The sequence below is a fragment of the Paraburkholderia sp. GAS448 genome, assembly GCF_050435685.1.
Classification (GTDB): Bacteria; Pseudomonadota; Gammaproteobacteria; order Burkholderiales; family Burkholderiaceae; genus Paraburkholderia.
This window is the reverse complement of sequence record NZ_JBNDKT010000061.1, coordinates 1-14,464: the sequence shown is the minus strand read 5'-3', so window position 1 is coordinate 14,464 and position 14,464 is coordinate 1. Positions and strand designations below refer to the sequence as shown.

The following is a 14,464-nucleotide window of genomic DNA, read 5'->3' as shown; positions in this document are numbered from 1 at the left end:
CATCAAGCCTGCAGCAAACCTCGTTTCCGCAACATCGGCGCGACTTGCGGATCGCGGCCACGAAAAGCGCGAAATGCGGCGCCCTGTTCGCGGCTGTCGCCCGCGCTGTAAATGTAGCGCTGCAGCTTGCCGGCGAGCGTGGCGTCGAATGCATCGCCCGCTTCTTCGAATGCGTCGAACGCCTCGGCCTCCAGAACTTCGGCCCACATGTAGACGTAATAGCCGGCGGCATAATATGCGCCGCTAAAAACATGGCCGAAATGCGGCAACCGGTGCCGCATGCCCACTTCGCGCGGCACGCCAAGGCGCTGGCGTTGCTCCTCCTCGAAGCGGGCGATATCGACCCCGCTCGGGTCGCTCTGCAAATGCAACGCCATGTCGATCAGTGCCGACGACGTATAAGCCACCGTTTCGAAACCCTGGTTGAAGGTTTGCGAAGCCCGTATCCGCTCGATCAGCGCAGCCGGGATCGGTTCGCCAGTCGTCACATGACGCGCGTGCCGTGCCAGCACTTCCGGTACGGTGGCCCAATTCTCCATCAGTTGCGAAGGCAGTTCCACGTAGTCCCGTGGCACATGGGTACCGGACAGTCGACCGTACGTCACATCGGACAGCAGGCCATGCAGGGCGTGGCCGAACTCGTGAAAGAGCGTGCGCACGTCATCGAAACTGAGCAGCGTCGGGCCATCGCCGTCGCGGGCAAAATTGTTGTTGTTCACCACGACCGGCGTCGCGATGCCGCCGTTCCGCTTTTGCCCGCGATAGATATGCATCCACGCGCCCCCCTGCTTGTTGGGCCTGGCAAAGTTGTCGCCGAGGAAGATGCCTGTCAATTCATCGCCGCGGCGCACTTCCCATAGACGGACATCCGGGTGATAAAGCGGCACGCCGGTTTGTTCGACGAACCGCAACCCGAACAGGCGTTGCGCGCAATCGAACAGCGCGCCCAGCATGGCGTCCAGACTGAAGTACGGTTTGACTTCCGCATCGTCGAGCGCATAGCGGGCGACACGGACTTTCTCGGTCAGGTAATACCAGTCCCACGGTTCGATCTCGGTCGATTCGCCAAGCGCTGCGGCTTGCGCCACCAGCGCCTCGCGCTCCCGCCCTGCGCTCGCCTTCGCCGGTTCCCACACCTGACCGAGCAGTTCATGCACGGCAGCGGGTGTGCCGGCCATGCGATCGGACAGTGCGTAATCGGCATAGTTCTGGTAGCCCAGCAAACGCGCCTGTTCGTTGCGCAGCGCGAGTATCTCGCGCGCGAGCGGCCGGTTGTCGCGCGTCGGCGTTTCCCCGCGGCTGGTCCACGCACGCCACGCGGTTTCGCGCAGATCGCGGCGAGTCGACCAGGTCAGAAAGGGCACCACGAGCGAGCGCGACAGCGTAATCACATAGCCTTCCACACCGCGCTCCTGTGCTGCGCTGTGGGCGGCACGGCGCAGAAACTCGGGCAGACCCGACAGATCGGCTTCGGATGTTAGCGGCAACTGCCAGGTGGATTCGTCAGCCAGCACGTTCTGCGCGAACTGCGTGTGCAGATCGGCCAGCCGCTCCGCGATCGCCGCGAAGCGCTCACGCGCAGCGCCTTGCAGCGTGGCGCCCGTACGAACGAAATCGGTATGCAGACGTTGCAGCAGACGCCCCTGCTCCTCGCTCAGGTCCAGCGTCGCAACCTGCCGGTGGACCGCATCGAGCCGTGCGAAGAAGCCTGCGTGCATCGCCACCTTGCTGTCGTGGGCGGCGAGGCGCGGCGCCATTTCGCGCTCCACTGCCTGCAGGGCGGGCGGCGACTCTGACGCGCACAGGTTTTCGAAGGTCAGGCGTGCGCGATCCAGCCTGGCGCCGGCGGCGTCGAATGCCGCCACGGTGTTCTCGAATGTCGTCGCGGCCGGATTGCCCGCCAGTGCATCGAGTTCGGCCAGATGCTCGTCGAAGAGCGTTGCAAAGGCCGGAGCGAAGTGTTCGAAGCGGATCTGCTCGAAGGGTGGCAACTGGTAGGGCGTTTGCCAGTCCTGTAACAGCGGATTGCTGTGGTCTGTCATGTCGATCTGCCTTGTGGGCGCTCAGCGTCGAGAAGCAAACATGATATGACATCGCGTCAACGTCGGCGGGGCGAGGTGGCGAATGACCGGCAAAAGCAGATTTGGCCGATAATTCAGGGCTGCACGCCGGACGGCAACGTCATTGCACGGACATGCAAAAGTGTCGAAATGGCACGCAGCCAGAACGCCGCTCGACTCGCGACGGCCTCCTGGCGGAACGAAACACGCCTGGCTTTCAGGTTGGAAAGGACAATGGGTAAGACGAAGATTCAGCCCCGACAGATCGAAAGCTTGTTGCAGGAAGGCGTGACGTTGCAGCAGAACGGCGCGCTGGCCGAGGCAGAGGACGCCTATCGCGAGATTCTCGCTGTGCGGCCGAAGCACCTGAACGCGACACAATTGCTCGGTGCGCTCATGCTGCAAACCGGCCGGCTGCACGAAGGCATCGCACTGCTGCAAGCGGCACTCGCGATCGACGGCACGCAGGCACCGATCCACTCGAATCTCGCGTATGCGCTGAACGCAGTGCAGCGCTATGACGAAGGGCTCGCCAGCGCGAAGCGGGCGATCAGACTTGCGCCGAACTTCGCCGATGCGTTCAACAATCAGGGCAACTCGTTGGCTGGGCTCGGACTCGCCGGGCAGGCGCTTGAGAGCTTTCAAAAGGCGCTGACGCTCAAGCCGGATTTCGCCCACGCGTGGAATAACCGGGGATGTGCGCTACGCGATCTGGGTCGTCCGGAAGATGCGCTCGAAAGTTTCGATCAAGCCATTGCACTACAGAAGACGTATGCGGAGGCATGGAGCAACCGGGCCAATGCTTTGAGCGATCTGAACCGGCCCGACGAAGCCGAACGAGACTATCGGCACGCCCTCGAAATCGCGCCGGGCTTCGCCGACGCCTGGAACAACCTTGGCCTGACGCTCATCGACCTGGGCCGGCACGAAGAAGCGCTGGAGAGTCACGAACGCGCGCTCGCCCTCAATCCGGATGAGGTGGAAGCACACTGGAACAGATCACTCTGCCTGCTGCGCATGGGGCGGCTTGTCGAAGGATTCAACGAATACGAATGGCGCTGGAAGCGCCGCCGCATCAAGGCAGGCCATCGCGTGTTCGGCGAGCCGCTGTGGCTCGGAGACGCACCCCTCGCCGGCAAGACCCTCTTGCTGCACGCCGAGCAGGGCCTTGGCGATACGCTCCAGTTCTGCCGGTACGCGCGGGAGGCCGCACAACTCGGCGCGACGGTGGTACTCGAAGTGCCCGTGGAATTGACGCGACTTCTGAAGGATCTCAAGGGCGTCGCCCATGTGGTCGAACAGGGGCAGCCGCTGCCGCCCTTCGATTTGCATTGCCCACTACTGAGCGCCCCGCTTGCCTTCAGGACCGATCTCGGATCGATCCCCGGCGCCACGCCTTATCTGCAAGCCGACGCCGGATTGACGAAGCGCTGGACTGAACGTCTTTCCCAGCATGCGCCGGATGCACCGTATGCGCTGAAGGTGGGCATCGTCTGGGCGGGTGGCGACCGGTCGCATGTCCCCGAGCTCAGAAAAACTGACGCCCGTCGCTCAATTTCGCTGGCCACGCTTGCTCCTCTCCTCGATGTGGGCAACGTTCGCTTCTTCAGCCTGCAAAAGGGTCCGGCCGCCGCGCAGGTCGCACAACTTAACGACGCGCACGGCGCAGCCCCACGCATCGCCGATTTCACGGACGAACTCGTCGACTTCGCCGATACGGCTGCGCTCGTAACGAATCTGGATCTGGTCATTTCAGTGGATACCTCGACGGCCCATCTCGCCGGCGCGCTGGGCGTGCCGGTCTGGATCCTCAACCGCTTCGACTGTTGCTGGCGCTGGATGCTGGAGCGCGAGGACAGCCCCTGGTATCCACAGGCAAGACTCTTCCGGCAGCAGACGCTCGGCGACTGGGGTGGCGTCGTCGAAGCCGTGCGCATGGCGCTTCAGGCGCTCTCTGACGGTGTCGCCGCGAGCAGATCGCGTCAGCCCGCACACGATACTTTCTGATCGCCGCACACACGCCAGATCCATGGCGAACTGGCCCGTGAACGGCTCCTCGTCACATCCAAGGCAAAATACGGGTTTCGGCGCCTCTCTGGAGCCCACGAATCAGTTGCCGGCACCGGGCCTGCGGGGCTTTCATCGAGCCCCGGCCCGAGCCCGCAAGGTTAGCCCGCGCTTCGCGCGAGCCTACAGGAGCAATATCTTATGACCGAATCGAATCTGTCTTTCTTCGGCAGACTTTCCCTTGCCGTCGGTACGTTCTTCAGCGTCCTCGGCGACCGCGAGTTCGCCGCCGGCGTGCAGCGGCTGCGCGACGGCGCGCCGGTCGCGGCACCTGTCGCGACGCCTCAGCCTGCGCCAGCGGCTGCCCCTGCGCCTGTGGCCGCACCCGTCGTCATCAGGGAAGCGGGCCCGGACGCAGCGCTGCAGCTTCTCGGGCTGCTCCAGCGCGATGCGCGCTTCATCGACTTCGTCGAAGAGGACATCGCAGGCTATTCCGATGCGGACATCGGCGCCGCCGCGCGGCTCGTGCACGATGGTTGCCGTGCGACGCTGCGTGAGCATTTCACGATTCGACCGGTGCGCGAAGAAGCCGAAGGCAGCCGCGTCACGCTCGCCGAAGGGTTCGACGCAACCGCCATCCGTCTGACGGGCAACGTGGTCGGCAAGCCGCCGTTCAGCGGCAACATCAGCCATCGCGGCTGGCGAGTCGAAGACGTGCGTCTGCCGATGTTGACAAAAACGCATGATGCGACCGTGCTCGCACCGGCCGAGGTGGAACTATGAGTGACGCACGCTATTCGATCGGGATCGATCTGGGCACGACGCATTGCGCGCTTTCATACGTCGACCTCGCTGCGAGCGACGGCGAGAAGATCAGCCAGGCTGTACTGCCTGTGACGCAGCTCACGGCGCCTGGTGCGCTCGAAGCGCCCGATCTGCTGCCCTCGTTCCTCTACCTGCCTCACGCCAGCGAACTGACGCCGGGCGATCTGGCATTGCCGTGGACCGCGGAGCGCGACTTCGCCGTTGGCGAAATGGCCCGCAGCCGCGGCGCGGGAACGCCGATCCGCCTCGTGTCGAGTGCAAAGAGCTGGCTGTGTCATCCGGGCGTAGACCGTCGCGCCGCGATCCTGCCGAGCGATGCGCCGCCCGAGGTGGCGCGCGTTTCCCCGCTCGAAGCCTCCGTTCGCTATCTGACGCATCTGCGCGAAGCGTGGAACCACGCGCATCCCGACGCATCGTTCAGCGAACAGGAAATCACCGTCACCATCCCTGCGTCTTTCGATCCGGCGGCAAGAGAATTGACGGCCGAAGCAGCGCAAGCCGCGGGCTATACGCAGATGACGCTGCTCGAGGAACCGCAGGCTGCGCTCTATAGCTGGATCCAGAACAGCACCGGCGCGTGGCGCAGGCAGGTGAAAGTCGGCGACATCATTCTCGTCGTCGACGTTGGCGGCGGCACGACCGACCTGTCGTTGATCGCCGTCATCGAACGTGACGGGAATCTCGAGTTGCATCGCGTCGCGGTCGGCGAGCACATTCTGCTCGGCGGCGACAACATGGATCTGGCGCTTGCGCACGTCGTCGCGCGCAAACTCGCTGCCCAGGGCACACAGGCCGACCCGTGGCAGTTGCGTGCGCTGACCTATGCATGCCGCGCAGCCAAGGAGACGCTGCTGACCGACCGCAGCACGGATGCGGTGCCGCTCGTCGTGCCCAGCCGGGGATCGAAGCTGATCGGCGGCTCGCTCCGCACCGAGCTGACCCGCGCCGAACTCACGCAGACGATCCTCGATGGCTTCTTCCCCCAGGTCGACGCATCGGCACGGCCGATGAGCCGCGCACGCGCGGGTCTGACGCAACTCGGCCTGCCGTATGCGCAGGATGCGGGCATCACGCGGCACCTGGCCGCGTTCCTTGGCCGCCAGGTGGCGGCGCTCTCCGAACTCGAAGGCTTGCAACACCTGCAAGGCGAAGGCGCGAGCTTTCTGCATCCGACCGCGGTGCTGTTCAACGGCGGCGTCTTCAAGTCGCCGCTCCTGGTCGAGCGCATTCTGAAGACGCTCAACGGCTGGCTCGCGGCCGAAGGTGGGGCGCCTGCGCGCCTGCTCGAAGGCGCGGATCTCGACCTCGCGGTCGCTCGCGGTGCGGCGTATTACGGCTACGTGAAGCGCGGCAAAGGCGTGCGCATCCGAGGCGGCACGGCACGTGCCTACTATGTGGCGGTCGAGTCGGCGATGCCGGCCGTGCCGGGTCTGGAGCCACCGGTGCAGGCTTTGTGCGTCGCGCCCTTTGGCATGGAAGAAGGGACCGACGCGGAGTTGCCCGCGCAGGAATTCGGCCTTGTCGTCGGAGAGCCGGTGCACTTTCGTTTCTTCGGTTCATCGGTACGTCGCCAGGATCAGGTCGGCACGTTGCTCGATTACTGGTCACCCGATGAATTGCAGGAGCTGGAAGAAATCCAGGCCACGCTGCCGCCCGAAGGACGAACGCCCGGCGAAGTCGTCGCGGTAAAGCTGCACGCACGGGTCACCGAAACCGGCACGCTGGAACTCGAAGCCGTGCCGCGCGACACCAGCGAGCGCTGGAAAGTCGAGTTCGACGTGCGCGGCAGCACCAACGCCTGAGTCCGATGAAGCAATACACCGTCGGCATCGACCTCGGCACGAGCAACACGGTCGTCGCCTACGTCGAGGCGGGTGCCGACGACATTCGCGTCTTCGATGTCGATCAGCTGGTGAGTCCCGGCGAAGTCGGCGCACGGCCGCTGCTGCCGTCCGTGCGCTATCACCCGGCGCCCGGCGAGCTTGCCGCCGGCGACCTGCAATTGCCGTGGAGCGACGCCGGGCCGACTGACGGGCCGCCGGCTGTGATCGGCCGCCTCGCCCGCGCGCTGGGCGCCCAGGTGCCGGGCCGGCTCGTGGCGAGCGCAAAAAGCTGGCTGTCGCATGCGTCGGTCGACCGTCTCGCGCCGATTCTGCCGTGGGGCGCCAGCGACGATGTCCGCAAGGTCTCGCCGGTCACGGCCAGCGCCAGCTATCTGGCTCACGTGCGCGCCGCGTGGAATCATCGTTTTCCGCACGCGCTCCTCGAAGATCAGGACGTGGTGCTCACCGTGCCGGCGTCTTTCGACGACGGCGCGCGTGCGTTGACACTCGCAGCCGCGCGCGTCGCAAAGCTGCCCGCCCTGCGCCTGCTTGAAGAGCCGCAGGCCGCCTTCTACGACTGGCTGTTTCATCATCGCGCAACGCTCGGCGCGGAACTGGGGCAGACGCGCCTCGTGCTGGTCTGCGATGTGGGCGGCGGCACGACGGACTTCACGCTCATCAAGGTCCACTTCGAGGACGGCGAGCCGCAACTGACCCGCATCGGCGTCGGCAACCACCTGATGCTCGGCGGCGACAACATGGACCTCGCACTGGCGCGTCTCGTCGAGACGCGTCTTGCCACCGACGAGACGCGCCTGTCGGCGGCAAGCCTGTCCCAGCTCGTCGAACGATGCCGCGCCGCGAAGGAGCAACTGCTGGGCGTTGCGGCGCCGGATTCCGTCGCCATCACGCTGCTGGGTGCGGGGGCGAGACTCGTCGGCGGAGCGCGCACGACGGAATTGACCCGGCAGGAGGCCGAGCAGATCGTCGTCGAAGGATTCTTTCCTGTGGCTGGGCCGGACCAACTGCCGCGCCGCTCGCGGGGTGCGCTTGTCGAATTCGGTCTGCCCTATGCGGCCGATCCGGCCATCACCCGGCACATCGCGGCGTTTCTGAACCGGCTCGCCGCGCAGTCACGCGAAGCACTGGGCACGTCGCCGGGCGCGGACGAAACACTGCCGATGCCCGACACCCTGCTGCTCAACGGCGGCGTCTTCCGTGCGAAGGCGCTGTCCGACCGTCTGGCAGACGCGCTCGGCACATGGCGCGGGCAGTCCCTGCATGTTCTGCACAACGACAATCCCGACGTCGCTGTCGCACGTGGCGCGGTCGCTTACGGCCTCGCACGCGCGGGACACGCGCCGCGCATCGGCGGCGGTTCGCCGCGCAGCTATTTCCTCGTCGTCGAAGACGATGCGAAAGCCCTGCGAGGCGTGTGCCTGCTGCCGCGCGGAACGGAAGAAGGCCACGAGGTGCATCTTGATGATCGCGTCTTCGCGCTGCGGCTCGGGCATCCGGTGCGCTTTCACCTGATCTCGACAGTCGCCGACACGGCCTGGCAGCCAGGCGAGCTCGCCGACCTCTCGAGCGGCGACTTCGTACGCTTGCCGCCGATCGCAACGGTCGTCGAGCGGCAAGGCGCGAACGGGGCGCGCGAGAGACCGGTCAGGCTCACCACGGCGCTGACCGAAGTCGGCACGCTGGAGGTGCACTGCATCGCGACGGACGACCCTTCGCAGCGATGGCTGCTCGAATTCCAGCTGCGACGTGAAGACGATACCGGAGACGATGCGTCCGCCGCCCAGCGTCATCCGTCGCTCGACAAGGCGATCGAGTTGATCGACCGCACGTTTGGCGCCCGTTCGGCCAACGTCGCCCCAACGGAAGTCAAACGCCTGCGGGCACAGCTCGAGCAGCTTCTTGGGCCGCGTCAGGGTTGGGATAGCGCGCTACTTCGCGAACTGTTCGGCGCGCTCTGGACGCGCGCGGCCCGGCGGCGCCGTTCCGCCGATCACGAACGCCTGTGGCTGAATCTGGCCGGCTATTGTGTGCGCCCGGGTTTCGGCTACCCGCTCGACGAATGGCGCGTCGAACAGCTCTGGTCGCTGTTCGACGACGGTATCCAGTATGTCAACGAGGGGCAGGTCTGGTCGGAATGGTGGACGCTATGGCGTCGCGCGGCGGGCGGCCTGAGCGAGGACGCGCAGCAACAGGTGCTCGATGCGATGGCTTATCTGCAGGCTGCCAGCATGAAGCGCCAGAAACTCCCCTTCGATCCCGCCAAGGTGGGCTACGCAGACATGATTCGCCTTGGCGCGTCGCTTGAACGCGTATCGGTCGATCGCAAGATCGAATTCGCGGAACAGCTGCTCACGCGGCTCAGGAAGCCTTCCGAAAATCATCAGAGCTGGTGGGCGGTGGGACGCATCGGTGCGCGTCGCCCGTTCTACGGCAGTGCGCATGGCGTCGTGCCGCCGGAGGTCGCGAGCCAATGGCTGGACGCAATCCTCGCGCTCGACTGGAAAAAGGTCGAGCCCGCCGCCTTTGCCGCCGTGCAGCTCGCCCGGATGACCGGCGACCGCTCCCGGGATCTGCCGCTGGCGGTCCGTGAGACGGTCATCAGGCGGCTCGACCAGGCGAACGCACCGCCCACCTGGGCCGACATGGTTCGCGAGCCCGTGACGCTCGACAACGCCGACACCGGGCGTGTGTTCGGTGAATCGCTGCCTGCCGGCCTGAAACTGATCGTCGAATGACGCGCCGTGCAAGGCGTCGCTCGCGCCATGTGGCGCGAACGTGCGCTGCTAGAAGTCCTCTGCGTCGACGTCGTAACCCGACGGCTCCCAGCGAACCGCGAGCAACGCCAGCAGGCCGCACAACGGCGCCGCCGCGATGATCCAGAAGACCCGCGTATGCAGCGCCGCCGCCAGCACCGGGAACAGGAACAAAGACACCGTGGAGCTGGCGCGCATCAGCGTCTGGTTGAAGCCGACTCCGACACCTCGCAGCGAGGTTGGGTAGCTGAGCGATGCAAACGTCATGCTGTGCGAGCCCGGCCCGATACCCTGGCCCAGCAGGAACCTATCCACAGATTCTGTTGGCAATGCTGTGGACAAGCGGCGGATGACAGGGATAAGTCGTTGATACCGATAGAAAATAGCGCGGCGATGCATACTTGTACGAAGCACGTCGAGAGCCCGGCCAACAACGGTGTACCCGATGCGTGATCGGCGCACTGTCGATCACACGCCAGCTATCGGGTACAGCGGCCGCCTCCGGCAACCGCCGTCGCGACAGGGTTAAAGAATAAATCCCGTGTTGATGAATTTCGATTTGTGATCCGTTGCGATTGTCTCCAGCAGTGCCTTGCTGCTCTCCGTCTGTTTGGCCGCCACCATCGAGCGGATCGAGAAGGCTCGCAGTGCATCGGTGACAGACAATGTCCCCTCTGCCGAATCCTTGCGCCCGGCAAATGGAAACACGTCCGGACCACGTTGGCACTGGCAGTTGATGTTCACGCGGCACACCTGGTTGACGAGCGGATCGACGAGCGCGCCGATCTGGGTCGGGTCCGAACCGAAGATACTGACCTGCTGACCGTGCTCGGACGTCGTGACATACTCGAGTGCGGATTCGACGTCATCGAACGGCGCCACCGGAATGATCGGACCGAACTGCTCCTCGCGATACAGCATCATGCCCTCGCTCACGGGATAGACCACTGCCGGATAGAACAGCGTCTTGCAGAACACGCCACCCGAGTCGTTGACCACGCGCGCGCCTTTGGCTTTGGCATCGTCGATTGCCTCGGTCATGTAGGCCGTGCGGTGCATGCCCGGCAGCGGCGTGATACTGACGCCGTGTTCCCATGGCATGCCCACCTTCAGCTTCACCAGTTCCTCGGTGAAGCGCTTCAGGAACGGCTCGACGATCGACCGGTGCACCAGCAGCATCTTCAGTGCCGTGCAGCGCTGGCCGTTAAACGACAATGCGCCGAGCAGGCATTCCTTCACGGTCAATTCAAGGTCCGCGTCGGGCAGAATGATGGCGGCATTCTTGGCGTCGAGGCCGAGGATTGCACGCAGCCGATGCGACTTCGGATGCTGTTTCTTCAGATGGTCCGCCACCTTGCTCGAGCCGATCAGCGCCAGCACATTGATCTTCCCGGACGCGAGCATGTGCGGCACGACGACTGCACCAGGGGCGTAAATCGTGTTGATCACGCCCTTGGGAAACGCGTCGCGGAACGCCTCGAGCAACGGGTAGAACAGCAACGTGCCATATTGCGGCGGCTTGAACACCACCGTGTTGCCCATCAGCAGCGCCGGTATCAGCGTCGCGAAGGTCTCGTTCAGCGGATAGTTGTACGGACCCATGCACAGCACGACGCCTAGCGGCGTGCGCCGGATCAGGCCAATGGTGCCCTCGGCGATCACAAAGCGCGAGTTGCTGTTGTCCAGATCCTTGAGCGCATCGATCGTGGCCACCATGTAAGTGACCGTGCGATCGAACTCCTTTTGCGAGTCGGCGAGGCTCTTGCCGATCTCCCACATGATCAGGTTCACGATCTGCGCGCGCTGCGCAACCATGCGCTTGATGAAGTCCTGCATGCACGCGATACGCTGCGCCACGGTCATCGTCGGCCACTCGCCGCGGCCCGCGTCGTAGGCGCGCACCGCGGCGTCGAGGGCCGCGTCGCTTTCCACTTCCCCCATCACCGGGTAGCTGCCGATTTCAACCTGCTGTGCGTCGCCGTCGGGCTGCCTTACGCAAACCGGCGACAGCACGGTTTTGCAATTGCCGTCCCACGTTTTGAGTTCGCCGTCCACGAGTGACACGCGCTGGTGGATCGGCGACGACAGCCGGGCCTCTACCGGTACCTCATCAGCGGACGGAAACAGTTTCTGCAGGCTTTCATAGTCGATGGTCGACATGGCTTCCTCTTCAGTGGTTCGGCGCCGCGCAGTCACTTGAGTGCAGCACAAGGACCTACGAGGTCTCGATTGAGCGTCTCGGGCATGTTAAAGGTACTCAAGATCGCGATGATGGTCAAAATTGCACGCCCGTTCTTATCCACCACAACCGGCACAGCGGGTCGCTGTCCGGCTTCCGCAAAGACGGCGGTCCCGATCGCGGTTCAGCAACAGTACCTGCCAGATCATCGACTCGCCAGGGCACAATAAGAATTCCAGCCATCTGGACACGCTTCGCCGGATGGCTCTCAGATTCTGGACGCTTCGACGCACGGCCCCACAGCATGACAGCATCGATCTCACTCGTCCTGTTCGACATGGAGGGCGTTCTCTCTCTGAGCGACCGCTCCGCGCGCGTCAATCACCTGTCGGCGGTATCGGGCCAGACGCCCGACGCGGTGCGTCACGCCATCTGGGAATCCGGGCTGGAAGCGCGTGCCGACGCGGGCCTCATCACCGACGACGAATATCTGAAAGCGCTGGGCGACCTCCTCGGCTGCCGCATCACCCGCGACGACTGGCTGATCGCTCGCCGCGCATCGATATTGCCTAACGTTGAAGTGCTTGCGCTCGCGGAAAAAGTGTCAGCGACGCACAGGATTGCGGTGCTGACCAACAACTGCCGTCTCGTTGCGGACAATATCGGATACCTGAGTCCTGAGGTCGCTGCGCTCTTTGGCCGTCACGTGTGCGTATCCGCCTCGTTCGGCGCGGCGAAACCCGCGGCACGCGCCTATCTGGGCTGTCTTGAACATCTTGGCGCTGGCACAGCCGAAACCCTTTTCATCGACGACGCCGAAGCAAACGTGGCCGGGGCGATCAACGCCGGCCTTCACGGATACAGGTTCGTCAGCGCCGATTCCCTATCGGAAGAACTGAAGCGTCGGCAGCTGATGTAGACGCACTGGCAAGGTTGCGCCTTGATTTATCCGAAGCGGCCCTCTTCCTTCCTGCACCGAAACGAAACATAAAAAGCTTGCACGCGGATTTTTCGAAGGCTATTGTCGTCACGTTCTGCAAGGCAGCGCGGGAGAGATCGTCAGAGGATTCATCTGACGGCGCCGACGGAGCAACCGCCCCGGAAACTCTCAGGCAAAAGGACCGCGCAGCCAGAACATCTGGAGAGCGGCGCTATAAACGCGCCCACCGAAGGGGATTTCCTGCGTACATGGCAGGAAAGAAACTCTCAGGTACAGGGACAGATGGGGCATCGACGCCGGAACCGAAGCAACACCGGCGATGCTCAATTCAATCTGGACCCTGTCATGTCACGAATCGCCCTCATCGGCGCCGGGATTACCGGCGTCACGACCGCTTACGCCCTCGCACAACGCGGCTTCGAAGTCACTGTATTCGAACGTCATCGCTACGCGGCCATGGAAACATCGTTCGCCAACGGCGGCCAGTTATCGGCCAGTAACGCCGAAGTCTGGAACAGTGCCGCGACCGTGCTCAAAGGCCTGCGCTGGATGCTCAGGCGCGACGCGCCGTTGCTGCTCAATCCTTTGCCGACGTGGCACAAATACTCGTGGATGGGCGAGTTTCTTCGACAGATTCCGAACTATCGGGCCAACACCGTCGAAACGGTGCGTCTTGCGATTGCCGCGCGCGAGCATCTGTTTTCGATCGCAACGCGCGAGGGTATCGACTTCGATCTGGAACGTCGCGGCATTCTGCACATCTACAAGAACCACAAGGATTTCGAAGCCGCGACCAGGGTGAACGCGCTGCTGCGCGAAGGTGGCCTGGATCGCCGCCCGGTGACGAGCGAAGAAATCCGCACGCTGGAACCTGCATTGCAGGACGAGTTTCATGGCGGCTTTTTCACACCGTCCGACTCGACCGGCGACATCCATAAATTCACGCGCGGGTTGGCGCAGGCGTGCGTGCGGCATGGCGTCGAATTCAACTATGACACCGAGATCGTGTCGATCAACCCAGGCACGGACGGCAGATTCCTTATCGATGTGCGCCGCGACGACGAATCGCTCAGCAGCACGTTCGATCAGATCGTTGTATGCGCAGGTGTGAAGAGCCGCGAGTTTGCGGCGATGCTTGGGGACCACGTCAACGTCTACCCGGTGAAGGGTTATTCGATTACCGTTTGCCTCGACGACGACAAGAGCCGTCAGGCGGCGCCATGGGTCAGCCTGCTCGATGACAGCGCAAAGATCGTCACGAGCCGTCTCGGTCCCGATCGTTTTCGCGTGGCAGGCACGGCGGAAATCAACGGCTTCAACCGCGATATCCGTGCAGATCGCATCGCGCCGCTCATCCAGTGGACCCGCCGCTATTTTCCGGAAGCGGCGACATCGCGCGTGATTCCGTGGGCAGGCTTGCGCCCAATGTTGCCGGGCATGTTGCCCAAAGTGGGCCAGGGTCGTCGACGCGGCGTGTTCTATAACACCGGACACGGGCATCTTGGGTGGACGTTATCAGCTGCAACGGCTGCGTCGGTGGCTGATTCGATCGAGCGCTCGGTGAGGAGGTAACGCAATCTTCTTTGGACCGCGTGGGCACATCCGCGCGGCAAGTGAGGACTGCGCGCGGGATGGAAGCCCCCTTCCCGCGACGGAGTGTCGGTGCGTGGAGGAGGCCACCGCAGTGCGGCTTGCTGTATGCATTGCTGCCTGGGAAGCGGCGTAAACGCAGAAACCCCACCTTTTGGGGGTGGGGTTTCTGATGCTGCAGGGGAGCCTGACGATTACCTACTTTCACACGGGCAATCCGCACTATCATCGGCGTGGAGTCGTTTCACGGTCCTGTTCGGGATGGG

The 14,464-nt window shown here is 64.0% G+C and carries 8 protein-coding genes, 1 pseudogene and 1 riboswitch; of the genes and pseudogenes, 6 read left to right on the top strand and 3 right to left on the bottom strand.

Annotation, left to right across the window (positions count from 1 at the left end; genetic code table 11):
• Window positions 1-2 precede the first annotated feature (2 nt).
• A complete protein-coding gene (locus P3T23_RS43870; protein ID WP_429322295.1) occupies window positions 3-2,042 on the bottom strand; it encodes a M3 family metallopeptidase in 2,040 nt (679 codons plus the stop codon).
• 252 nt (window positions 2,043-2,294) lie between these two features.
• On the opposite strand from P3T23_RS43870, the gene P3T23_RS43865 reads away from it, so the two are divergent.
• The 4 genes from P3T23_RS43865 (at window position 2,295) to P3T23_RS43850 (ending at window position 9,471) form a co-directional block, all read left to right on the top strand.
• Window positions 2,295-4,067, top strand: coding sequence for a tetratricopeptide repeat protein (locus P3T23_RS43865; RefSeq protein ID WP_429322294.1), 1,773 nt, complete (start codon window positions 2,295-2,297; stop codon window positions 4,065-4,067).
• 201 nt (window positions 4,068-4,268) lie between these two features.
• Window positions 4,269-4,850, top strand: coding sequence for a DUF2760 domain-containing protein (locus P3T23_RS43860; RefSeq protein ID WP_429322293.1), 582 nt, complete (start codon window positions 4,269-4,271; stop codon window positions 4,848-4,850).
• On the top strand, window positions 4,847-6,694 hold the full coding sequence (locus tag P3T23_RS43855; RefSeq protein ID WP_429322292.1) for an Hsp70 family protein: 1,848 nt from the start codon (window positions 4,847-4,849) through the stop codon (window positions 6,692-6,694). Before P3T23_RS43860 ends, P3T23_RS43855 begins: the two co-directional genes overlap by 4 nt.
• A gap of 5 nt (window positions 6,695-6,699) precedes the next feature.
• Window positions 6,700-9,471 (top strand): Hsp70 family protein, encoded by a 2,772-nt coding sequence (locus P3T23_RS43850; protein ID WP_429322291.1) that lies wholly within the window; start codon window positions 6,700-6,702, stop codon window positions 9,469-9,471.
• Window positions 9,472-9,519: 48 nt separating this feature from the next.
• On the opposite strand, the pseudogene P3T23_RS43845 reads toward P3T23_RS43850, so the two are convergent.
• Window positions 9,520-9,795 (bottom strand): annotated as a pseudogene (locus P3T23_RS43845) (MFS transporter); the annotation flags it as partial.
• A gap of 219 nt (window positions 9,796-10,014) precedes the next feature.
• A complete protein-coding gene (locus P3T23_RS43840; protein WP_429322290.1) occupies window positions 10,015-11,649 on the bottom strand; it encodes an NADP-dependent glyceraldehyde-3-phosphate dehydrogenase in 1,635 nt (544 codons plus the stop codon).
• 323 nt (window positions 11,650-11,972) lie between these two features.
• Between P3T23_RS43840 and P3T23_RS43835 the strand changes: the two genes are divergently transcribed.
• Together P3T23_RS43835 and P3T23_RS43830 are read left to right on the top strand one after the other, a co-directional pair.
• Window positions 11,973-12,587: an HAD family hydrolase gene (locus P3T23_RS43835; protein WP_429322289.1), complete on the top strand. Its 615-nt coding sequence runs from the start codon at window positions 11,973-11,975 to the stop codon at window positions 12,585-12,587.
• Between the two features lie 118 nt (window positions 12,588-12,705).
• Window positions 12,706-12,802: riboswitch (glycine riboswitch) on the top strand.
• Between the two features lie 151 nt (window positions 12,803-12,953).
• Window positions 12,954-14,180, top strand: a complete 1,227-nt coding sequence (locus P3T23_RS43830) for a D-amino acid dehydrogenase (protein ID WP_429322288.1) — start codon at window positions 12,954-12,956, stop codon at window positions 14,178-14,180.
• Window positions 14,181-14,464 lie beyond the last annotated feature (284 nt).

Excerpts from the sequence above, each read along its gene's own strand:
- P3T23_RS43870 (WP_429322295.1), bottom strand. The coding sequence starts at position 2,042 with ATGACAGACCACAGCAATCCGCTGTTACAGGACTGGCAAACGCCCTAC.
- P3T23_RS43865 (WP_429322294.1), top strand. The coding sequence starts at position 2,295 with ATGGGTAAGACGAAGATTCAGCCCCGACAGATCGAAAGCTTGTTGCAG.
- P3T23_RS43860 (WP_429322293.1), top strand. The coding sequence starts at position 4,269 with ATGACCGAATCGAATCTGTCTTTCTTCGGCAGACTTTCCCTTGCCGTC.
- P3T23_RS43855 (WP_429322292.1), top strand. The coding sequence starts at position 4,847 with ATGAGTGACGCACGCTATTCGATCGGGATCGATCTGGGCACGACGCAT.
- P3T23_RS43850 (WP_429322291.1), top strand. The coding sequence starts at position 6,700 with ATGAAGCAATACACCGTCGGCATCGACCTCGGCACGAGCAACACGGTC.
- P3T23_RS43840 (WP_429322290.1), bottom strand. The coding sequence starts at position 11,649 with ATGTCGACCATCGACTATGAAAGCCTGCAGAAACTGTTTCCGTCCGCT.
- P3T23_RS43835 (WP_429322289.1), top strand. The coding sequence starts at position 11,973 with ATGACAGCATCGATCTCACTCGTCCTGTTCGACATGGAGGGCGTTCTC.
- P3T23_RS43830 (WP_429322288.1), top strand. The coding sequence starts at position 12,954 with ATGTCACGAATCGCCCTCATCGGCGCCGGGATTACCGGCGTCACGACC.